The following is a 19,827-nucleotide window of genomic DNA, read 5'->3' as shown; positions in this document are numbered from 1 at the left end:
TTTATCTGACATGGATGTAAGATTCTTCTTTGAATAATAATTGGCAGTTGGCACCGGAGTTCAACCAAGTGGCAGAACATGATGTTCTACGGCCACAGTTGTACTATTTATTATTATTTATACGCCAGATTTTTTTCCTACTTAATAAGAATTTAGTATTATACCTGTAATATATAAACATGTTACTATTACAAATAAAATTCTATGTTTAGGAGGACTTAATGAGTGATCTTGAAAAAATACAAAAAGAGCTTGAAATTGAGGATGAAACAACGTTAACAGTAGTAAATCAATTATTGGAGCATTTTAAACAATTTTACAAAAAAGAAGCAGTTGAGATTTTTTTTGAAAAGGATGCCCAAATAAATTCCATGATGCCAATGGCGCCAGTTAATCCAATAGATTGTACCTTAGCTTATGCAGGCGATGAACATATTTGTTATGTATCCGTATTTCTAGGCCCAAAGATTGGCTATGAACTCAGTTTTCGAATCAACAAAAAAGAAGCCAGTCAAGAATTTGTCAATCTTCTGGCTAATCTTGCTAATCGTCATTTATGCGACGAGTACAACTTTCTTCAAAATAAATATACTCTATTAGAATTCAGTGATTGGTTTGAAAGCAACATCTATGGACTTTTATTTGTACAAGATCCAATCTTTGGAACCAAACAACTTGATATAGGCAATATAACATTTGTACATGTTATGGGAATTGAAAAAGATATATTCATGAGTCTTACTGCAGGTACTGGTGATGAGGGAAAACTTGATGAACTTAAAATCGAATCCTTTTTAAAAGAAGAACTAACTGAGAATCCGTATCTGGTGACAATTGAAATGCCAAAATAATGAGTCCGTAGAATAACCCCGTTCAATCCTATCAATAATCCAGTTCTTTATCGTTATATCCCTGAAATACTCCATGACTGGTGAACAACTTAGCGCTGTTATCAGAGGTTTTTATAATCCAAAGGATTTTTTTTGTTTTTCTACAGGCTCAACGTTCATTTAACCTGTAGATTTGTCACGCAGTGTTGGAGTGATTTTTGCATGGAGGGACGATTAGTCCTGGAATGGCTGAAAGCGAAAATCATGACAAAGAAGCGGACTGGTTCAAATGTTTGGTACGCCCGACATGGCAATACCGGGAGCCCATGAACAAGAATGTGATAGAAGACCTCGTTCTGGACGAGAGTCAGTCAATGATGACGATGCCCCGTGGGTGAGGGGTAGGATAAATCACAGGGTTGTCCGGGGAAATCAGTCTGCATGGCAGTATTGTCGGTTTTAGTGAAGAACCGGAGGGCACCGGATTTACGTTCAGGCTGTTTCAGTGGTAGCCCCTGAAATCAGAGCCAACATTGTTGGAACACAAAGAAGTCGCTTCAACATTTATTCTCTTTTAAGGGAAATAACAAACTTCCTTGAGAAGAAGTTAAAGATGGTGGTTAATCGGATGAAAAGGAAAGTGGCTTAAATAACAGAAAAGGATTTTGTCATTATGACTGGTGCCAGTAGTAAATCCTATTGGCATCTTTCGAAATCGTTTTCTACCAACGCTGGAATGTCTAACATATGGCTGGAAAAGCAGGGATTCTATTGATCAAATTATTTTATCGTTTACTCCATGGAGTGAACCGTCCTGTGCGGACCCGCTTGCAGGGTGGTGTGGGGGCTGGGGGCGAAAAGCCTCCGGCTACCCGATTTAAATGTCGATTCTTTTTTCTTTTATTTTTTCTTCTAATATTTTAATATCAAATTTATCTTTTTCTCTATTTAATCCTTTTTTTTGATTTAATAGATCTTTTAATGATGAAACTTTAACCCCTGAGATTTGATTATTTTCCTTAATATTCCATTCTTCAAAAATTTCTATATTTTCATCAAAATCAATAGATCTCATCCCATCTGGCCAAGTTTTAATGTTTTTATTATTGGTAATTAATTTTTCAAAATATTCTTTTTTACATCCTAAATCTATATCAGAAGTACTTTCTCTTAGATCATGTAATACCATTGCTGCACCACATATTATCCATACTTCATCTAAATCTAATTTTGAATTATTTAGATATTTTGTAATTTCGTCTTTATTCATTTTTCTTACTAAATCCTTTTTAGCAATAAAGATTATAATCTTTATATTTATTATTTACTTGAACTGAAATTTCTTTTTTGCAAAAGTTAGGCTGTTTTTAAAATATCAGTTCTTTAGAGAGACCTACAATATTTTCCATGTCTATAATTTCATTAAATGTAAAACTGTGCCTCAGTTGTTTCTAAATTATCAGTCGTTTCAATTCCATTTACATATTCCATTTTAAAGACTATATATAAATTTGTTTGTTCATATCCTTTCCAAAGTCTTATCCCTGTTCTGATACCTATTAATTCAGTTGTTGTGGCTCTTATTTCATTTTATATTTTTCACTCAATGTTATAAATCCTTAGGGGATAGAATCAGCTGAATCATGAAAAGAAATGTGATTTATCGATTGCAATATATCTAAAATCTTATTTAAACTCGTTGTAACATTATGCGTATCTATAAATTTTTTTAATTCAGATACATGCAAAATTATTACATCATCTACTTCATTTGAGTCTAGACTTATATCATGTAAGTTAAAATCTACTACGGAAAGCCAAACATCAAAAATATCATTATACTCTATAAATGATTGCTGAAATTCAATTTCTGAATTTTTTATATTAAGTCCAATTTCTTCTTTAATTTCTCGTATTATAGCTTGTTTACTCGTTTCGCCTAATTGTACGGAACCTGCAGTACATTCCCACAATCCTGGAGCCATTGATTTATTAGTGCTTCTTTTAGTTAATAATATTTCATTTTTTTTATTAATTATAATAGCTATAACAGCTATGGAGTATTCATTTTTATTAATGTGATCGCCACGTTTAATTGTTTTATTGAGTGAAACCCTATTTTTATTATACAATTCTAAATATTCAATCATTTTCACCCAACGTAATTTAAGATTATTTAAGTTTAGCAATATAAACTAATATTAGGAAGTAATTATTTTTAATTAGCCTTAATTTATCGTTTAATTGTACATTTAACGTCAAAATAACCTGCAAGATCGGTCCGAAGGGATTGGGGCGGAAATTGCTCAAGCAATATCCGTGACAAAAGATATTGTCAGGTTCATTTTTTTATTATTCATAAAATCCTAGAAATTTGGTTTTATTTTCATATAAAAAATCATTATTTTCATCAAACACGATTTCTCCACCAGATTCAAAATCAATAATAAGGAGATGATTAGAAAAAGGCATTTCACCAGGTAAGTAATCAGCAAATGATAATAAAATACTTTTGTATATATAACTTGTATGCAGGTATTGATAAGATGATAAATCAAATAACTCATCAAGCTCTTTATTGTAGATTTTCGAAATAGTACCATGCGGTGTATATTCGGTTATAACAAAACAAGAACCTAAATAAGCAACTCCATTTAAAAAACCATCGATAGATTCATAGGATTTCTCATAATAATCATATATATGTACTGAGTGATTAACTCTATCTTCATAAATGATAGAATGATTCTGAAGCATTACTGGTTCGTTGAAATGCAGCTGTTGTTCTTTTTCTAATCCGATGTGAGGCTGTAGATAAAAACTTTCAATAATTACATTATCATTATCAATCATCTCAACGAATTTGGGCCCTACATTACTCCACCCATTTCGGGATTGAAAAAGGTAATAATATGAAATCATTCTGAATTTTCTTTCAGGATTATACTTTAGCACTTCTGGAGATGGGATTAGAACTTTGTGAGGAACCTCTGATCCATCTATTTCTATTTCACTCAAATTATGAATTAATCTGTTCTGAACAGTAACAAATCTACCGTCAATTTTCTGTACAGAATATATCTTGTTAGTAAGATCTATATTTGACCATGGCCAATCAGAATTATTGTTTTCAACTATATATAATATATTTTCAAATTCTGAATAATAAGTGTGAACTCGTCCATTGAATCTAATTTCATTAATAAATGTAATACCATTATAATCCCCATCAAGTTGGTATATTTTCAGCATGGTACATTTTTCTGATTCATTGTATTCAGTCTGATAAAAATAATAATCTAGACCAAATACAAAAAATGAAGAAAAGAATAACAAAATAGCAAAATGTAATTTCATATTTGTCTCCATTTCCTAAATCAATTCTCTAAAAAGTCTTTCGAAATGACTTAATTTTTACCAAGAGCGATAAAGTGGTTTTAAGTAGGAACATGTGGCTAAACCATCTCACAAGAACAAATATTCATTGTATCATTTACAGTCAGAACTCCCCAGATTTTTTTAACAGCAGGGGAAGCTGGCGGTATAAATACTGCATCTTTTATTGAATCACTATGTATCTTTCCCAGATTTGTAATGCTATAACCATTTCTATTTGCAAAACCAAACATTTGACCACCAACAAATCTGGCAGAATAACTTTCATAAATTCCTAAACCAGTAATGGCAGCAGCATCCAAAAGGCCCGGTTCCATATGCATGTAACAAGTTAAAACCGTCATCAAAGTTGATTTATTTTTAATTACAGATTCTTTTTTCTTATGGATTGATTTTGCAAGACTAAACATATCTTTGTTTTTCCGTTTACAGAGAATACCTACTGCAGTTGCATAATTCCCTAAAGAACCATTTACATAATTCTTTATCATATTACGAATATCAAAGGCCATGATGATTTTATCAGTTTGATCTTCAATAGCCATTTTTGCAAGAAGATAATCGTTTACTGTAATTTTATTTTCGTGGCATTGCCGAATTATTTTTGAAAAATCTTCATCCTCAATTTTTCTTAAGCTATAGTTTTTTTTATTCTCTAAAACAAACCTGTTGGCGAATGCATGATATTCTTCATATGATAATTGTTTTTTTTCTTTTCGCCACTTTTTGTTTGCATTTTCAATAACGATTTTACTTATAAAAGGGAGATCGCTTCCTACTGGTAAATCAGTAATATCAGAGATAATCTTTTCCTCAGTAAAAATGGGAACTTTGTCTTCTACATAACAATCTACAAATGATTGAACAAGTTCCAGAAGCCCACGGCCATCAGCCAAAAGATGATGAGCAACAAAAAGAATTGTAAAATCTTCTATCGCTTTATATACAAATACTTGTAATAATCCATCCGTTAAAACATTCCAATCAGTGGAAGTCGTCTTATTATAATCATTCCATAGATCTTCAGGTAAATTTTCTGTAATTATTTCAGCTAAACTCTTTTCAATAACTTGAACCTTCAAGAATTCGTCATAAGAATAAAAATATTTATTTGTTTCAGCTTCATAGCCAATTCGACATTTTAAGAAAGGATGAGCTGATTCAAGTTCATTCATTACATTATGGAACTTTTGCTTAATAAATTTTGCGTTTATTGTAAATGCAATTCCAAAATTCATCTGAGGACACATCAAATGTGCTCGTTCTGTCAATAAATATTGCTTTTCTAATATCAATGTTTAACTCCTAGTTCTAACGTACATCCGATACAATACCATATTATCAATTTATTCTTTTTCTTCCGTACCCAATTTCCGTATAACGTCGCTATCAATTGACCAATTATCCCGAAGGCAAAAATCGTGACGAAAATTGAGACTATTGCATAGCTTTGTTATGGCTCTTATGGTAAACGCATATTCCTATATTTTCAAACAAATCCATTTGGTAAATATTTACCGAAGGCCAAGGCGAAGCCGCAGCGCATATTCTATGTTATGCGCTGTTAGGAATGTGGTCCTGTATAGATTTTCTTTCTTCATCATTTAGTTTTATGTCTATATTATTCCGAGATGTGACTGATGAATATAATTAGATATAATAATAGAAAAAGTGGATGTGCAAAAAAGGTCTTTTAAGTTTGTAAATTTTTTGATCATTGATGACTTTTCTATTTTTAAAAATTTGAGTGAATCCGCTATATGCAGCATAAGCAAATAATAAAGTGAAGATTGACCAGGGAATATATCCAATATTGTTTTCCATTTTACATTCCTAATTGCGCATAACGTCCGAGAATTTACGAAGTATTTACCAAATGGGCCAAATATCCAAGCCCTGAGGCATAACGCTTCCATGACCTGCGCTACCGGAGGAGAGGAAGGTGAAGAGAAGGCGTCTGGTCCATGGAAATGTTATATGGTGAACTTTGAAACAACAGAACATTTTTCTATATATATAATAATGTGTCAGTTTCCATTTCATCAAGACCTCTATCCAAAGCTCAAAATTATCTTCCCCGAGGCAGGAATGTTCTGGATATCATCTTCGAGAAACGTTTTACTGATTTTTGTGATGTCTATGAAGATCAATACGCACAAAAATACGGCAAATTTCATCTTGACCGTATAATGGATGTCGGTGATTATATGAATGGTGTGGCAAGGATTCGCTGCACAAAGCCGGAATGCGGCCATGATTATTTCGTCCTTTCTGCTGTAAAGGGTTTTATCTTTGCCCATCCTGCAGTCAGAAAAGAGCAATACTAATGGCAGAACATCTTACAGAAGATGTGCTTCGAAAACTTCCACATCAGAAGTTTGTATTTACGGTTCTCAAAGTCTTGCGAGTATATTTTCGTAACAATAGAAAACTTTTTGCTGATATGCTGCGCTGGAATCTGCTGTCATGGAATAACTCAGGCTTCAGTATTGATAATTCGGTTCAGATTCTGACCGACAAGGCAAGAGTAAATCTATCTGAATATATCTCGAGGGCCCCTGTTAGTCTCAAGAAGTTGTGATATGAACCATTCAAAGGTAGGGTTCTGTTTCATACCCAATATAACTATTACTTTGGAGAGAATATTCATATGTTTGAAGGATGTGATTTCCTGGCTGGGCTGACACAGTATATGCCTCCTAAAGGGACACAGTACATACGCTGGTACGGCTTATATGCTTCCAGGACCAGAGGGAAATGGCCGGAGCATCCCGAGGTAGTTCGTCATGCCCCGGAAGGTTGGGAGGCCGCCGCCCGGTGTGGATTATTCTCATTTGGTAAACTAATTTCTCGTTCTCTGAAACCCCTATAGGGGTAGGTATGTCCAGTGGATGATGAGATTCACAAAAAAGCAGGCATCCATTTATGCAAATTTTTGATTGACAGAATTTATAACTTTTCCTTTCATTTAGATTTCCCCGGAAGAGGAAGTTAAGGAGATTGACCAGTCACAGATCTACGAATTTAACGGCACAGCATTTGTTGAAAGGGATTAGATTCTTAACGCCTTCTTATTCTCAGAGAAGAGAAAGGATCTGGTTCATAAAATCGATTCAGTCGAGCAGTTTTTCCTTTTTGACATCACATTCTATGATACACCACGACTCTATAATTTTCACAAAACCTTCAATACCAGAAGCTATAGGGTCTGGCCAGTTTAAGTTTATCGAGCCACTCTTCCCGCTTGATCCCAAGGTTCAGATTATTGTTGCCCACACTCTCAAGAGACAGAAACTGGTCATAACTATCCAGAAGGTTTTCAAAACCGTTGCTGAAGCGGCCAGAATATTTACTCTGAAGGGGCTGCTTTAATATATCAAAGAGCTCAAAGAGAGAACTCCGTTGTGAATCCTTAAGAAGGGATTGAACCTTTTTTCCGGCCTTCCTTCTCATAATCAGATAGGTGAGACAGCCCAGGGCCGTTTCTATCACATCCGAGTAATAGAAGGAATCCGAATCCTTCAGGTATTGATCCCTCCTATTGTATTCACTGCCATCCTTTACAAAGGAAACAGTTGCCTCCTCCTGCCGTGCATGGGCCCATCTGTGCATAATAGCAATAAGAGTGTCAACTGCCCTGGTGAAGGAGACCCTGTTAAAAATTCCCGCATAACGGAGACTGTGTTCCGGATAATGAATGCTCTCTATCTCTTCATTCCTGTAAAAGACGCAAAATACAGAACCGATTCTGTACAACAGAGAGGCCGATTCCTCGGCTGATATAAGAAGAAGATCCTTTACAAAACTATCAGGATCTGCCAATGCCCTCTCATAGAGATCTTTCTTCTTGGGCCGCTTTTTAATGGAATCCGGTCTGACCCAGAATGTACCTCGGTAATCAAAATCAACCAGCACATACTCATCGCCATAGTAGACATGGCTGTGAGGGGTTTTTACCGCCTTGATAACCGCTCCTCTTTCATAATCATGCTGCCGCCTTACAACCCGGTCACCCTCTTCAAAGAGGGTCTTCTTCTGAGGTTTCTCTGATAACAGCTTCTTTATTGAAGCGACACTGGAGTTGGTCTCTTCAATGTCACAGGCCCAGCCCAGAGTAAGGACTCCCTCCATAGCCTTTTCAAGGAACTCCCCCATGGTATGGGCAATAAAGGAGCTTTCATGTTCTTCCCCTGCGTAAGCAGAAACGATATAGGCCTTTGAGATATCGGTTTCACCTTCATCAAGAATAAAGAAGAAGGTACTCATGGTGATTTCTATCCATTCAAGGGTAATAATTTTCTCTCCACTGTTAAAGTTATAACACTCATCAGGTTCGGTGAAACCGTCTATATTCTCAATCGGCGGTATGCGAAGTCCCAGCTGAAGGGTTGAGTCATTGACAAATGAGGCCAAGACATCACATCCATTCATCACAGAGTAGAAATCCAATAGAGATGAAGGTATTGAGTCCTTTTTCTCCGCAAGGACTGTATCTGACGCAGGTTTCCCAAGATCATAAAATGAAAACTTGAGATCACTCCTTGTATGGAGCTCCTGTAACATCTTTTTCAGTTTTTCTGTTGTTTCTGCATTTGAGTTCATACTTACCAATATCCTCTTATAGTATCTTAATTCAGAGCCCGCTGTATGATTTCAGCCCTTCCGGGAATTTTATCGTTGTGTACTTTGATCAGAAGCGGATTGTCTGCTCTATTACAGGAAAGCGCCGTTTCTTTTTTCCACAGGACTTCAATACTATTTCATTGAAGTCGTCTGATAATCTCATACCCTCCGACTTCTTCAATTTATTTCAATATCTGATCTTCCTACGCTAGTTAAAAAGTTTAAAGTAGACTTTTAGATCAAGTAATAATTATGGTCCCACTCACGTCTATAAGCACAAGTACAAGGATGTACTAGTGCGTCTTAAAGGTCATTGACAAGCCAAACTATTTTTTCACCTAGACGACCTGATTTCATATCATTCACTAATTTATCATGATTACCTTGATCAACAATCCATCCTATTGTAACACCTCCGTAAATAATGTAAATCTAATTATAGAAGGTGTCCACTGAACGAGGGGCAGTCTGCTATTTAACATTTGCTTAACCTACAAGGCGTACATTGGCGCGAAACTTGCCGAGCGAAGCGACTAGCAATTTTCGTGACAATAGCCGAGTCAGGTTGAAGCAGTTGTTAGCCGAATTCCTTCAAATATTTCTAAATTACTTTTCAAACACAATTCAAAAAAAGTAAGTGCTTCCTTTCTATAAGATTCTGCTTTTTCCTGATTTCTTGAAATGAAGCTTTCGATATATTGTTTTGCATGATCATGATCTTTCAAAACACAATCTATTCCAATTATGTTTTCATATGGTTTGATAATTATGTTATTTTTAATTTCAGATTCAAGTTGCGAACGAATAGTCAGCAAGTCAATCCATGAATCCAATTGTGGCAAAACATGTTCTTTTATGTATTTGGTTATTTGGCTTTTAAATGAAATAAAGTTGTCTTCTTTTAAAAAATGCCAATCATTTCTTTCTTTAAATTTCCTATCTTTTGAATCATTGTCATTATATGAAAATTGATACATTGTATTAAAATATTTATTAGGCTCTTTGTTGTAAATTATTGAAATAAATGTATCTACTTCTTTATGTACAACACCATAATAGAATGCGACTGAATAATTTCTTCCTGCGTCTGGTGTAACTACATTAAGTATTATCTTCTTTTTTATTTTGTCATTTGTTTCATATGCATTTCTTGATTTCAAATATTTGAAACCTGCTTCATTCAAAAAAGAAAGCCATTCATTTAATTGTGCAACAATTGTTTCATTGGTATTCATCTTTTTCCTTTTTCTTTTTTCTTTTTTCTTTTTGCGCGAAGCGTCCAGCTAACGTCCGAATAACCTGTTTTCCGTACATGGCGGGAATCATGCTTGCGAAGCAGAAAAGCAGGATACTTGACATAGGAAAATCAGGTTAATTCGATTGTTATGTATTGTATTCAATATAAGAAAACAAATTTTTTTAATAATTATTAATATCCAAGTAATCAATTATTTTTGTTAAATTGTTCAATTTTGCATATTCTCGTATTGTAAATGATTTCTGCATCCCGTTTCTCATTTTATATGTAGATATATCTATTCCATATTTATCCAGCAATATTAAACTTTCAACACTTTGTAAATCTAGTAAAAACTTCATATAATCACTATTCCTATCGCTATCTATCTCGATACCGATATTTATTAATGCACTTACTGCATGATCATTACCTGACATTAGTGCTAAATGTATTGGCCGTATTTGATAAAACTCAAAAAATAATTTTTCATCGATCTTACCACCTTCTTTAACAGCCTCATCAAAAACTATATTTTTTTTGTTCAATATTGACTTAATATAAACATTTTCAGGAGATGTCGTTATATCAAAAAAATTAATATTATTTTCTGTCATATACTGTATTATTTCTTCATCATTCAAGTTTGGGAAATTATCTAGTAAATAGGAAAATTTTTGTTGCTTCTCTAATTCTATATTCAATTCATCTAAATAAGTATTTCCATTTTTGAGCAATAAGTAATCTTTCCGATTATATAAAATAGCAACAGGAATACTATCTTCATGATATGTAAAAAGATAATTTTTTTCGAATAATCCATTGGGTAAAATATTGGGATTAACCCACAATGAAACTTGAGATTGAACGTTGTTTTGTTCTTTTGGGCTTTTTCCTAATTCATGATACTCGAACTCATTATTATTGAATGTTATTAATTCAATTTTATTTAAATTATTTAAATGAAATGCCTCTTCAGATTCATTTTTTATTGATAATGAAATATCTAAAAATAAGTTATCTTTTTCTTTTGGTGTATATTTCATATACCCAATTTTTATACTTCGCAAACCTCCTTTAGCATTGTTAATTGTTACTACTATTTGATCGACTATTAATGTTTTATTTTCCGGTGATACAAGATTTGAAGTAGTGGCACAACTAAATAGTAGTTGGATTAAAATTGTTGCAAGTAATAGATTTTTTTTCATTTTTTCTCCTATTTGATGTATAACGCCCCGATCAGGTGCAGCCCGTACATCGGCGTGATTTTTGCGCAAGCAAAAAACATGACGATAGGGCTGACAGTTGCATCGGATCGTTATGTTGCAATTCTACAGTGGCACATTCGATCTGTAAAGGGATTCTCTTTTCTCGAACGCTCTTCTACCACTGGGGTTTCTTCACTTCGAAGCTTCGCCTACCCACCGGAGGTTTCTTTTTTCTTGTCTTCTGAAGCAAATACCCTGTTCCCGCCCTATATAATTATGTGTCCAGTGTCGTTGAACCAGTATTTCATACCCCGAAAGCCCATTACCTCCCCCGGGGAAAAAATATCTTACACACCATTTTTGAGAATCATTTCAAAGATTTCTGTGATACCTACGAAGAGCAATATGCTGAAAAATATGGCCGCTTTCATCTGGATCGCATTATGGGTGTAGCAGATCATTTCATCGACTGTGGTGATTATCTGAAAGGAATGGCAAGAATCCAGTGTACCAATTCTAGTTGCGGGCACGATTATTTTCGCCCTTTCAGTTGTAAGGGCTTCTATTTATGTCCATCATGTAGCCAGAAGCGTACCATTTTAATGGCAGAACATCTAACCGAAGAAGTTTTCTTACGACTTCCGCATCGGCAATTTGTTTTTACGGTACCCAAGGCATTGCGAATATTTTTCAGGAACGACAGAAATCTATTTGCCGATGTTTCCAGACTTATTTTCAGCATCCTAAAGGAATTTTACAAAGAGGCCGCTGGAAAGACCATTCAGACAGGAATGGTTATCGCGCACCAGACCTTTGGAGATATGCTTCGTTGGAATCCTCATTTCCACTGCATCGTTTTGGATGGCGGTTTTGATGAAGACATGAATTTTATTTATATCCCTTTTTCCAACCTGAAGAAAATGACAGAATACTTCCGTCGGAAGGTTATAACCCTGTTTGTTAGAAAGGGCCTGATCAATGAAGACTTTTCCAGAAATTTGCTTTCGTGGCGAAACTCCGGTTTTTCCATCGATAATTCCGTACAAATTCTAACGGACAAAACAAGAGTTAATCTTTCTGAATATATTTCACGAGCCCCAGTAAGCCTTAAAAAGCTGCATTATGAACCTTTTAAGGGAAGAGTCTTATTCCATACCCATTATAACAAATACTTTGGAGAAAATGTCCATATGTTCGATGGAAGTGACTTTCTGGCAGAACTTACTCAGCATATTCCTCCAAAGGGTGTTCAGTATATTCGAAGGTATGGATTATATGCTTCCCGTACTAGGGGGAAATGGGCAGAACATCCTGAAATTGTCAAATATGCTCCTGCCAAGTGGAAGAATGATCATTTGGAGACATTTCCTGGGGATGAATTTCCGGAAGATGAAACGGAATGTAATATTTCAACCAAGGCCTGTAGAAAAACCTGGGCGAGGATGCTGGCGAAAATCTATGAAATCAATCCATACTCCTATCCGAAGTGCAGTTCGGAGATGAAAGTTATTACCGTCATACGGAATACTTCCTTTTGCGAAGGTCTTATTTGGCTCCATCTCCCTGTAGAATGTAGTGCTGTCCTGTGTGAAGGTATCATTTGACGCAATCTGCAGAAAAACAGTCTGGGAACTTTCTTGTCCCGGATAGGTCCATTTAAAAGTTGAAGATTCTGAATAATCGATTACAGCATCAAATAAAACCGAATCAAACCCCGTTTCATCGCTTAGGCCTTTATCAAAGACCCATTCCCTAGTTATCCCTGACCGAACATTTACCCAAAACCCTGCAATGTCAAAGATCTCTACACTGTTTTCTTCAACTGGTTCGGAAAGCGCAGGGATACCTTCGAGTAATATTCAAGAATGGTTATTTTTTTTCATTGAAAGAACTCCAGAACATGATTGATAGGATTACCCTGTCCATCCCGCTTTGTGTCTCTATATAGAGGCGAAACTCGTTTAATAATATCTACTTCTCGTGCATATAACAACGTGAATACATTGTTTCATACTGTTGAGCGTGCTATAAATTATTACATGAAAAAAATATTCTCCTTCTCTTTGTTTTTTATGCTTTTACTCTGCGGATGTTTCGATGATCCATCAGCTTCAGACTTGGAACCCCTGGAAAATCAGGAACCCGCCGAATCGGATTCTGTTTCCGTTGAGGAGAAAGTCGCCGAAGACAAGAACGTTGCATATATGTGTATCTCTAACCGAAGAAAGGAAATACGCACTTATGCGGGAACTGATTATAGTATCACTGATTATATCTATCCTTCCGATATTGTGTGGGGCGCTCCTGTAGACGAGGATACACCTGAGTATGTTAAAGACCGAATTGATCTTGAGAAGGGAGATTACTGGATACATATTTATGATGAAAAGGGCGAAAATTTGGGATGGGTCAACACTCGCTGGCTTTCCCGTTACACCCGTTTCGGCGAGACCTCAGAGAAAACTTTTTTATATGGTTATCCGGAGATGGAAAAGACTGCGGGACAATTGGCCCAATATAGTTGTTTTGCCATTGAAGAGGAAACTCCCGATTCCTATAAAGTGGAACGGATTTTAGGGCGGGAACACGTTACCGGATACATTTCCAAAAAGGCTTGTCTCACCGGAGAGGATGCTCTTGACTGTCTGAACAAAATGAGGGATGTCAAATCTTCCAGCAATGATTATGTCGATGAATTCAAACTTGATCCCTGGGGAACTCCCTTAATCACAAAAGATGAGTATGTAAAAGTTGCATCTAAGGAGGGAATCCCTGCCGGATACTCCTGGGATGAAAAGACATTCCGTCCCAACTGCCGCTTGGATTACGGTGCAATCTACAGGATCGGGGAACGTACCAATGAAGAAATTACGGTGGAGGGGAAGACCGGTCGCTGGGTTTTTCTGACTGATAATACCCTCTTTCCCATCAGCGGATACTGGTGTTCCGACGCAGAGTTGGAACCGGTGGATATCGCCATAACCTACGGAGATCTGGGATGTGTCCCCGAGGAAGATGAAGTTCCCTGGTATACATGGACCAACCGCAATCATCTGGACGGCAACGGCATTCCCCGGTATGACTTGAATCTGAATACTTCCTACTATCTGTTTTACCCTGACGGCCGTTATGTCTGCCGCTATGTTGATAATGAATATGAGGAGGATCGTGTCCGGTATTCTGAAGTGGGCGGAACCTGGGAACTGAACGAAAATAAGGGGTTGATTCGGATGACCGGGAATTTTCACTTTAATCTTCATTCCGAGAAATCCCAAAAACTGGAATTTCAGATTTTCCGTTTCACCAGGAATCATCTGCGTCTACAGTCAACCGACGAAAAACATTCTATGACTTTCGATATCTGCAGATCCCTGATGCCTCCGATGGATGTTTCTTCTGCTCCCGACAAGGGAAGGTATTTTGATACCTGTCAGCCCTTTAATGATTCAGATCTGATTATTGCAGCGAGAACATGGTCTTATGATGAAGCTGCTAGTCTGATTGCGGGGGGAGCTGATCTGGATCATCAGAATATGTATGGGTTGACTGCGCTGCACATGGCGGTCGCTACCATGGATATATCCATGGTAAGGCTTCTGCTTGAAAGCGGAGCCAATCCCTCTATTATGTCGCCGACACTGCCCAGCCCGCTGGAAGTTACTCTTTTTGATTCCGATGATCTGGGCTATGAACTGGATTCCAATCAGGAGGAAAAACTGCATGAAATACAGTCGCTTCTACTGGAATATGGGGGGAGTACTCAAAATATTGAACGCTTTTGGAAGACATTATATCCTGCCGGTTTTTATTTCTGTCCCGATAAGATTCAGGGAGAACCGCTGACTGTAATTCCGGAAAAGGCCTTTATTTCATGCAAGGATCTTACCAATCTTGTTTTGCCGGATAGTATTGTTGAAATGGGTCCTATGGCTTTTCGGGACTGTTCTTCTCTGAAAACACTGCTTCTGCCCAGGAAACTGCAACATATTCCGGATAGATGCTTTGAAGGGTGTACATCTTTGGATCAGGTGACCATTCCGGGGGGAGTAACTTCCATAGGAATGGATGCCTTTACCAGCTGTGAATCCCTGGAGCATATAAAAATCCCGGAAGAGCTGACGTCACTGGGAGACAGGGCTTTCTTCGACTGTGAGTCTCTGGAGCGGATAGAGATTCCCCATAGTATCAAAAGGATAGAGAAAGAAACCTTTTGCTCCTGCGACTCTCTGAAAGAGGTGGTACTGCCCCAGGGATTAATCAGTATTCAGAATGAGGTATTCGAGAAATGTCCTCAATTAGCAACCATAAACTTTCCCGATTCCCTTCAGTTTATTGCAGAGGATGCCTTTGCAGACTCACCTCTTGTGAATCTTGAAGATCAGGCTGGCCTTATTGCGGAAGGCTTTGAGCATTTGCGGCGGGATGAGAATTTAACGGAATATACGCTTCCCTTATGGATGACGAAATTGCCGGATTTTACATTTATCGGATGCGTAAATCTCGAAAGCGTTGCCTTGAATGAGGAATTGTCCATTCTCGGGGAAAGCGCATTTGAAAAATGTTCCTCCCTCAATGAAATTCAGCTCCCTCAAAGTCTTGTTACCATAGGAAAGAATGCCTTCGCCGATTGTTCGGGATTGACCCGGATAGAAATCCCCAAAGGGAGTTCCTTGTCTACTCTTGAAGCCGGCGCATTTGAAAAATGTTCCTCCCTGGAAGAAATTCATTTTCCTGTTGGATTGGCTGCAATAGGTTCCCGCGCCTTTGCTGGCTGTACTGGGCTGACCCATGTAGAAATTCCGGAAGAACTCAAAATATTAAATTCCGATGTTTTTTCCGGTTGCAAAAATCTTAAAGAAGCAGTTTTGCCTGAGAATTTGAAGGAGATTAGAAAGAATGCCTTTTCCGGCTGTGACTCTTTAAAATCCATTGATTTGCCCATGGGATTGGAACGTCTGGGAGACAGAGCTTTGGCCGGGACAGCGCTGGAACGTATCAGTATTCCTGACTCGGTGCAATTTTTAGGGGAAGGGGTGCTTGGAAGCTGTAGTTTTTTGTGGGAGGTTAACCTTCCCTCTTCCATAACGGTCTGGCCGGATTCTCTTTTCTGTTATGATGTATCCCTGGAAAGGATTTCCATTCCCGAAGGAGTTACCAGTCTTGGCGAAGATTGTTTCAGAGGTTGTTCAAGACTGAAAACTCTTCATTTCCCGGAAAGTTTACAGGAGATTGGGAAAGGATGTCTTGAAGGCTGTTCTTCCCTTGAAACACTGATTTTTGAGAATTCTGAACCCATAGAAATGAATGGTAATCAATGGGCAATTCCCGAGAGCTGCCATGTCTATGTCCCCGGGGAATCGGTGGACCTTTATCAAAAGGCCTTGGAAGGGGTAATTGTATGTTCCCGTGAAGAAATGTCTGAGATGCAGGAAGAGCTTGTAGATGAACAATAAGATGCTGTCCAGGATTAAACCGCTGCGGCGGAAGAAATAGCGGAACAGCAGGAATCTGAAGGATCAATACCTTCGTAAGCAGGCTGATTATGAGAATTCCCGCAAACGTATGCTTCGAGAAAAAGAAGATACAATTAAATACGGTAATTCAAAACTTCTTTCAGATCTTGTGGAAGTGGTGAATAACATTGAAAAGCTATTCAATCCGGTGCGGATTCGGGAGATCTGCAGTCCTTTCATGATGGAATTATCATGATTGAGCAGCAGTTTTCTTCTATGCTTTCATCCAAATATTCTCTGGAAAAACTTCAGGCTGAGGGTAAACCTTATGATCCCAATCAACATGAAGCCCTGATGATGGAAGAGTCTTCCGAGATTAAGAAACCTACCGTTCTTCAGGTCTTTCAGAGTGGCTACAAGCTACATGACTGAATATTACGGCCTGCTCCTAAACAGGACAGCGAATAAAATTTTAAAGAATGCCAAAGGAGTAGATAAAAAATGGGTAAATTTTTCTTTTTTTAATGAGGAAGTCCCATAAAAATCGAATTTTCAACGGAATTTCCCTCAATGCAAAGACTGATCTTTAAAACACCCATTTCTGCGAACAGCAATAATTGTGACATAGGCAAATCCGTAGCAAATGTTTGTTCTACTGCCTTCCCTCATTTCTTCTACAATAAAACAATCCAAACCTAGCAAAATGATAATATGGAAACTTATCCGCCATATAAATCTCTAATTCCTTTTGCTTATAGTGGTCTAATTAATCCAACAGGTATCTAGCCTAATTAAATTCACATCCGTCATTATGCAGCTACTAGTTTAACTCTGCCATAATAAATATCTTCTGGGAATTCATCATCTAAAGCTTGATGTCTTCTCCTTTTATTATAGTACTCAAAATACTTAGTTAGATGTCTTTTGGCATCTCTAATATCTCTGTATTCTTTTAGGTATACATCTTCCTGTTTAACAGATCTCCATAACCTTTCAACAAAAACATTATCAAGTGCTCGTCCTTTACCATCCATACTAATTTTAATCTCATTATCTTTCAGTAAATCTGTAAACTCTTTACTTGTATATTGAGCCCCCTGATCTGTGTTAAATATTTCAGGAGTACCATATTTATCAATTGCTGCAACTACTATAGATTACAAAAGCCAACATCCATTGTATTTGATATGTTCCAGGTTAAGACCTTTCGACTATACCAATCTATAACTGCTGTAAGATATACAAATCCACCAGAAAGAGGAATATATGTAATATCTGTAGACCATACTTGGTTAGGTCTTTCTATCCTTAAATTCCTAAGTAAATATGGATAGATTTTATGCTCGGAATCAGGTGCTGAGAGGTTTTTCTTAGGATATATCGCGCTTATACACATTTCTCTCATCAATCTACGAGCTCTAAGCCTACCCAGTTTAATACCATTGGACTTAGAAATCTCTTTACTCAGTCGCCTACTACCCATACATGGGTTTTCTTGGTATAGGGCATCAATAAGTCGCATTATTGTATGGTCTTCGTTGGACTTTGTTCTTGGAGTATAATATATCCTTGAACGATTAATATTTAGCAAATCACACTGTTTTGAAAGTGATAGATTTTCATCTTTAGATACCATAGTCACCTTCAATCGATGTTCAACTTTTTCAAGTTTTTTTTTAAGAAATTGATTTGAATAGTCTGTTGTCCTATTAAATTTTGAAGATCTTCTTTTTCAGTTTCAAGCTCTTCAACTTTCTTCTTATCGACGTTATCTTTTTGAAATACAGATTCTGCATTTACTAAAAACTCTCGCTTCCATTGCCGTACTTGCTGGGGATGGATTTCATAATTACTAGCTATTTCACTGACTGTAATTTCTTCTTTAATAGCTTCTAAAGCTACCTTTAACTTAAACGCATTATCATACTTCTTTCTTCTGCCCATAGCATCTCCTATTATACATTTATATGTACAGGAGTGGACTTAATTTTCAGAATATCCTGTTTAAAAAAGTTAGACCGTTATAATGTATCATTGGTATATGTCTTTATCACAACATTTTCATAATCATTTAGACTTTCATTTTTTAATTCTAAAGTAGAAAGATAAAGATTCTCAACTGGAGTATCATTCCATTCAACTTTAACATTGCCAAATACTGAATCTTGAGCTGAAACACCGATTTTATTATGATTAACATAATATCGAAATACACCACGTTTATTGAGTATTTTTTGAGTTAAGAAAGCCATTGTTACTCCACCAAGACCTCCAAAAACAATTGAGATATATTCATTTTTTAATACTTCAATAATTTCCATATTTTCCTCTTGTTACCCATTTTCCACATAACATATTACATCACACCTTTTCCCATGATCAAATAAAATCCTAAAAACTACAAAATAATCACCATTTTATACCCAAATCCACAATCAAAGTTAAAAAATCAATAGGCATTAACAATATAAACAATTGTTCAGAGGACCATACCAATACTACCTTAAGAATAATCTCAAAATAAAACAACAGAACATCCCATACTTTTCCACATGGGTCAGAAGATTCAACAAATCATACAATTCTAAACTAGGCCTCCCAGAAAACCGTCAGGCATTGAATGCAATATATGGAGGAGGTTTACGATTAAAAGAATACTTTAATCTACGTATAAAAGATTTGGATTTTGAGAAAAAAATAGTAACAGTGAGAAAAGGGAAGGGGGGCAAAGATCGCTTAACCCTATTGCCCTCAGGAGTAATCGATCGAAGCAGGGTACGATATACGATCCGTCCAAGAGTTTTCTAGGACACTCCAATTATACTCATGTAGCCGAAAAAACAAATTAGGTATTGTCAGTCCTATGGATAATCTTGAGTAATCAGTGTTTTGTCTTGTTCCCTCATTTTTCCACTGTTCAATCCTTTTGTTTTGTTCTCATAAAGAACTAAAGCTTTGTTGCCCTTTTTGTGCTCTTAGAATAAATTCCTCTTTCAGATCCATAGTTTTTTTCTCCATCCAGGGCACCGAAACACCTCCAAAGTGTAACGATACCATGCTAAAAGTGTTACCTATGT

Annotated in this window: 18 protein-coding genes and 1 pseudogene; 8 read left to right on the top strand and 11 right to left on the bottom strand. The window is 36.6% G+C overall.

What is annotated here, in order from left to right; translation table 11 throughout:
• Positions 1-221 precede the first annotated feature (221 nt).
• Positions 222-851 (top strand): hypothetical protein, encoded by a 630-nt coding sequence (locus K345_RS0106205; protein ID WP_028973439.1) that lies wholly within the window; start codon positions 222-224, stop codon positions 849-851.
• An 856-nt stretch (positions 852-1,707) separates the two neighbouring features.
• On the opposite strand, the gene K345_RS0106195 is transcribed toward K345_RS0106205, so the two are convergent.
• From K345_RS0106195 to K345_RS0106180, 4 genes are all read right to left on the bottom strand, one after another.
• Positions 1,708-2,100: a hypothetical protein gene (locus tag K345_RS0106195; RefSeq protein WP_028973437.1), complete on the bottom strand. Its 393-nt coding sequence runs from the start codon at positions 2,098-2,100 to the stop codon at positions 1,708-1,710.
• A gap of 349 nt (positions 2,101-2,449) precedes the next feature.
• Complete coding sequence (locus K345_RS0106190) at positions 2,450-2,980, bottom strand: NUDIX hydrolase (RefSeq protein WP_028973436.1); 531 nt, start codon at positions 2,978-2,980, stop codon at positions 2,450-2,452.
• Positions 2,981-3,182: 202 nt separating this feature from the next.
• Positions 3,183-4,187: a hypothetical protein gene (locus K345_RS0106185; RefSeq protein WP_028973435.1), complete on the bottom strand. Its 1,005-nt coding sequence runs from the start codon at positions 4,185-4,187 to the stop codon at positions 3,183-3,185.
• A gap of 98 nt (positions 4,188-4,285) precedes the next feature.
• Complete coding sequence (locus K345_RS0106180) at positions 4,286-5,521, bottom strand: condensation domain-containing protein (RefSeq protein ID WP_028973434.1); 1,236 nt, start codon at positions 5,519-5,521, stop codon at positions 4,286-4,288.
• Positions 5,522-6,250: 729 nt separating this feature from the next.
• On the opposite strand from K345_RS0106180, the gene K345_RS19990 reads away from it, so the two are divergent.
• From K345_RS19990 to K345_RS23815, 3 genes are read left to right on the top strand one after another with little or no spacing between them, the layout of a single operon-like run.
• Positions 6,251-6,553, top strand: coding sequence for a hypothetical protein (locus K345_RS19990; protein ID WP_037571472.1), 303 nt, complete (start codon positions 6,251-6,253; stop codon positions 6,551-6,553).
• Positions 6,553-6,807: a hypothetical protein gene (locus tag K345_RS0106165; protein ID WP_028973432.1), complete on the top strand. Its 255-nt coding sequence runs from the start codon at positions 6,553-6,555 to the stop codon at positions 6,805-6,807. The genes K345_RS19990 and K345_RS0106165 overlap by 1 nt, the downstream gene beginning before the upstream one ends.
• A gap of 24 nt (positions 6,808-6,831) precedes the next feature.
• Positions 6,832-7,098 (top strand): transposase, encoded by a 267-nt coding sequence (locus K345_RS23815; RefSeq protein ID WP_156888316.1) that lies wholly within the window; start codon positions 6,832-6,834, stop codon positions 7,096-7,098.
• Positions 7,099-7,412: 314 nt separating this feature from the next.
• Here K345_RS23815 and K345_RS0106155 read toward each other — a convergent pair whose 3' ends face one another.
• The 3 genes from K345_RS0106155 to K345_RS0106140 all read right to left on the bottom strand — a co-directional run bounded on the left by K345_RS0106155 (position 7,413) and on the right by K345_RS0106140 (position 11,297).
• The gene (locus K345_RS0106155) at positions 7,413-8,828 is read right to left on the bottom strand and encodes a hypothetical protein (RefSeq protein WP_028973430.1); all 1,416 of its coding nucleotides are present in this window, start codon (positions 8,826-8,828) and stop codon (positions 7,413-7,415) included.
• A gap of 581 nt (positions 8,829-9,409) precedes the next feature.
• Positions 9,410-10,084 carry a hypothetical protein gene (locus K345_RS0106150; RefSeq protein WP_028973429.1) on the bottom strand — a complete coding sequence of 225 codons (675 nt, stop codon included), beginning with the start codon at positions 10,082-10,084 and terminating at the stop codon, positions 9,410-9,412.
• Between the two features lie 184 nt (positions 10,085-10,268).
• The gene (locus K345_RS0106140; protein ID WP_028973428.1) at positions 10,269-11,297 is read right to left on the bottom strand and encodes a DUF4352 domain-containing protein; all 1,029 of its coding nucleotides are present in this window, start codon (positions 11,295-11,297) and stop codon (positions 10,269-10,271) included.
• Between the two features lie 278 nt (positions 11,298-11,575).
• On the opposite strand from K345_RS0106140, the gene K345_RS0106135 reads away from it, so the two are divergent.
• The 3 genes and pseudogenes from K345_RS0106135 to K345_RS23810 all read left to right on the top strand — a co-directional run bounded on the left by K345_RS0106135 (position 11,576) and on the right by K345_RS23810 (position 17,182).
• On the top strand, positions 11,576-12,901 hold the full coding sequence (locus K345_RS0106135; RefSeq protein WP_028973427.1) for an IS91 family transposase: 1,326 nt from the start codon (positions 11,576-11,578) through the stop codon (positions 12,899-12,901).
• Positions 12,902-13,336: 435 nt separating this feature from the next.
• Positions 13,337-16,750: a leucine-rich repeat domain-containing protein gene (locus K345_RS22235; RefSeq protein ID WP_083963664.1), complete on the top strand. Its 3,414-nt coding sequence runs from the start codon at positions 13,337-13,339 to the stop codon at positions 16,748-16,750.
• A gap of 55 nt (positions 16,751-16,805) precedes the next feature.
• A pseudogene (locus tag K345_RS23810) lies at positions 16,806-17,182 on the top strand (nucleotide exchange factor GrpE).
• A gap of 377 nt (positions 17,183-17,559) precedes the next feature.
• Here K345_RS23810 and K345_RS0106115 read toward each other — a convergent pair.
• The 4 genes from K345_RS0106115 to K345_RS0106100 all read right to left on the bottom strand — a co-directional run bounded on the left by K345_RS0106115 (position 17,560) and on the right by K345_RS0106100 (position 19,071).
• Positions 17,560-17,889 (bottom strand): integrase core domain-containing protein, encoded by a 330-nt coding sequence (locus tag K345_RS0106115; protein ID WP_425423284.1) that lies wholly within the window; start codon positions 17,887-17,889, stop codon positions 17,560-17,562.
• Positions 17,890-17,900: 11 nt separating this feature from the next.
• On the bottom strand, positions 17,901-18,386 hold the full coding sequence (locus K345_RS19980) for a DDE-type integrase/transposase/recombinase (protein ID WP_053228108.1): 486 nt from the start codon (positions 18,384-18,386) through the stop codon (positions 17,901-17,903).
• Positions 18,387-18,394: 8 nt separating this feature from the next.
• Positions 18,395-18,694 (bottom strand): transposase, encoded by a 300-nt coding sequence (locus tag K345_RS0106105; protein ID WP_028973424.1) that lies wholly within the window; start codon positions 18,692-18,694, stop codon positions 18,395-18,397.
• 77 nt (positions 18,695-18,771) lie between these two features.
• The gene (locus K345_RS0106100; protein WP_028973423.1) at positions 18,772-19,071 is read right to left on the bottom strand and encodes a hypothetical protein; all 300 of its coding nucleotides are present in this window, start codon (positions 19,069-19,071) and stop codon (positions 18,772-18,774) included.
• Positions 19,072-19,366: 295 nt separating this feature from the next.
• Between K345_RS0106100 and K345_RS23805 the strand changes: the two genes are divergently transcribed.
• A complete protein-coding gene (locus K345_RS23805; RefSeq protein ID WP_211227839.1) occupies positions 19,367-19,558 on the top strand; it encodes a tyrosine-type recombinase/integrase in 192 nt (63 codons plus the stop codon).
• Positions 19,559-19,827 lie beyond the last annotated feature (269 nt).

The sequence above is a fragment of the Spirochaeta cellobiosiphila DSM 17781 genome, from assembly GCF_000426705.1.
Lineage (GTDB): Bacteria > Spirochaetota > Spirochaetia > DSM-17781 > DSM-17781 > Spirochaeta_E > Spirochaeta_E cellobiosiphila.
This window is presented reverse-complemented; position numbering and strand designations above follow the sequence as displayed.

Coding starts and splice junctions, on each gene's coding strand:
- K345_RS0106165 (WP_028973432.1), top strand. CDS start 6,553: ATGGCAGAACATCTTACAGAAGATGTGCTTCGAAAACTTCCACATCAG.
- K345_RS19980 (WP_053228108.1), bottom strand. CDS start 18,386: ATGGTATCTAAAGATGAAAATCTATCACTTTCAAAACAGTGTGATTTG.
- K345_RS0106105 (WP_028973424.1), bottom strand. CDS start 18,694: ATGGGCAGAAGAAAGAAGTATGATAATGCGTTTAAGTTAAAGGTAGCT.
- K345_RS0106155 (WP_028973430.1), bottom strand. CDS start 8,828: ATGAACTCAAATGCAGAAACAACAGAAAAACTGAAAAAGATGTTACAG.
- K345_RS0106205 (WP_028973439.1), top strand. CDS start 222: ATGAGTGATCTTGAAAAAATACAAAAAGAGCTTGAAATTGAGGATGAA.
- K345_RS0106195 (WP_028973437.1), bottom strand. CDS start 2,100: ATGAATAAAGACGAAATTACAAAATATCTAAATAATTCAAAATTAGAT.
- K345_RS0106185 (WP_028973435.1), bottom strand. CDS start 4,187: ATGAAATTACATTTTGCTATTTTGTTATTCTTTTCTTCATTTTTTGTA.
- K345_RS0106150 (WP_028973429.1), bottom strand. CDS start 10,084: ATGAATACCAATGAAACAATTGTTGCACAATTAAATGAATGGCTTTCT.
- K345_RS22235 (WP_083963664.1), top strand. CDS start 13,337: ATGAAAAAAATATTCTCCTTCTCTTTGTTTTTTATGCTTTTACTCTGC.
- K345_RS0106140 (WP_028973428.1), bottom strand. CDS start 11,297: ATGAAAAAAAATCTATTACTTGCAACAATTTTAATCCAACTACTATTT.
- K345_RS0106190 (WP_028973436.1), bottom strand. CDS start 2,980: ATGATTGAATATTTAGAATTGTATAATAAAAATAGGGTTTCACTCAAT.
- K345_RS0106100 (WP_028973423.1), bottom strand. CDS start 19,071: ATGGAAATTATTGAAGTATTAAAAAATGAATATATCTCAATTGTTTTT.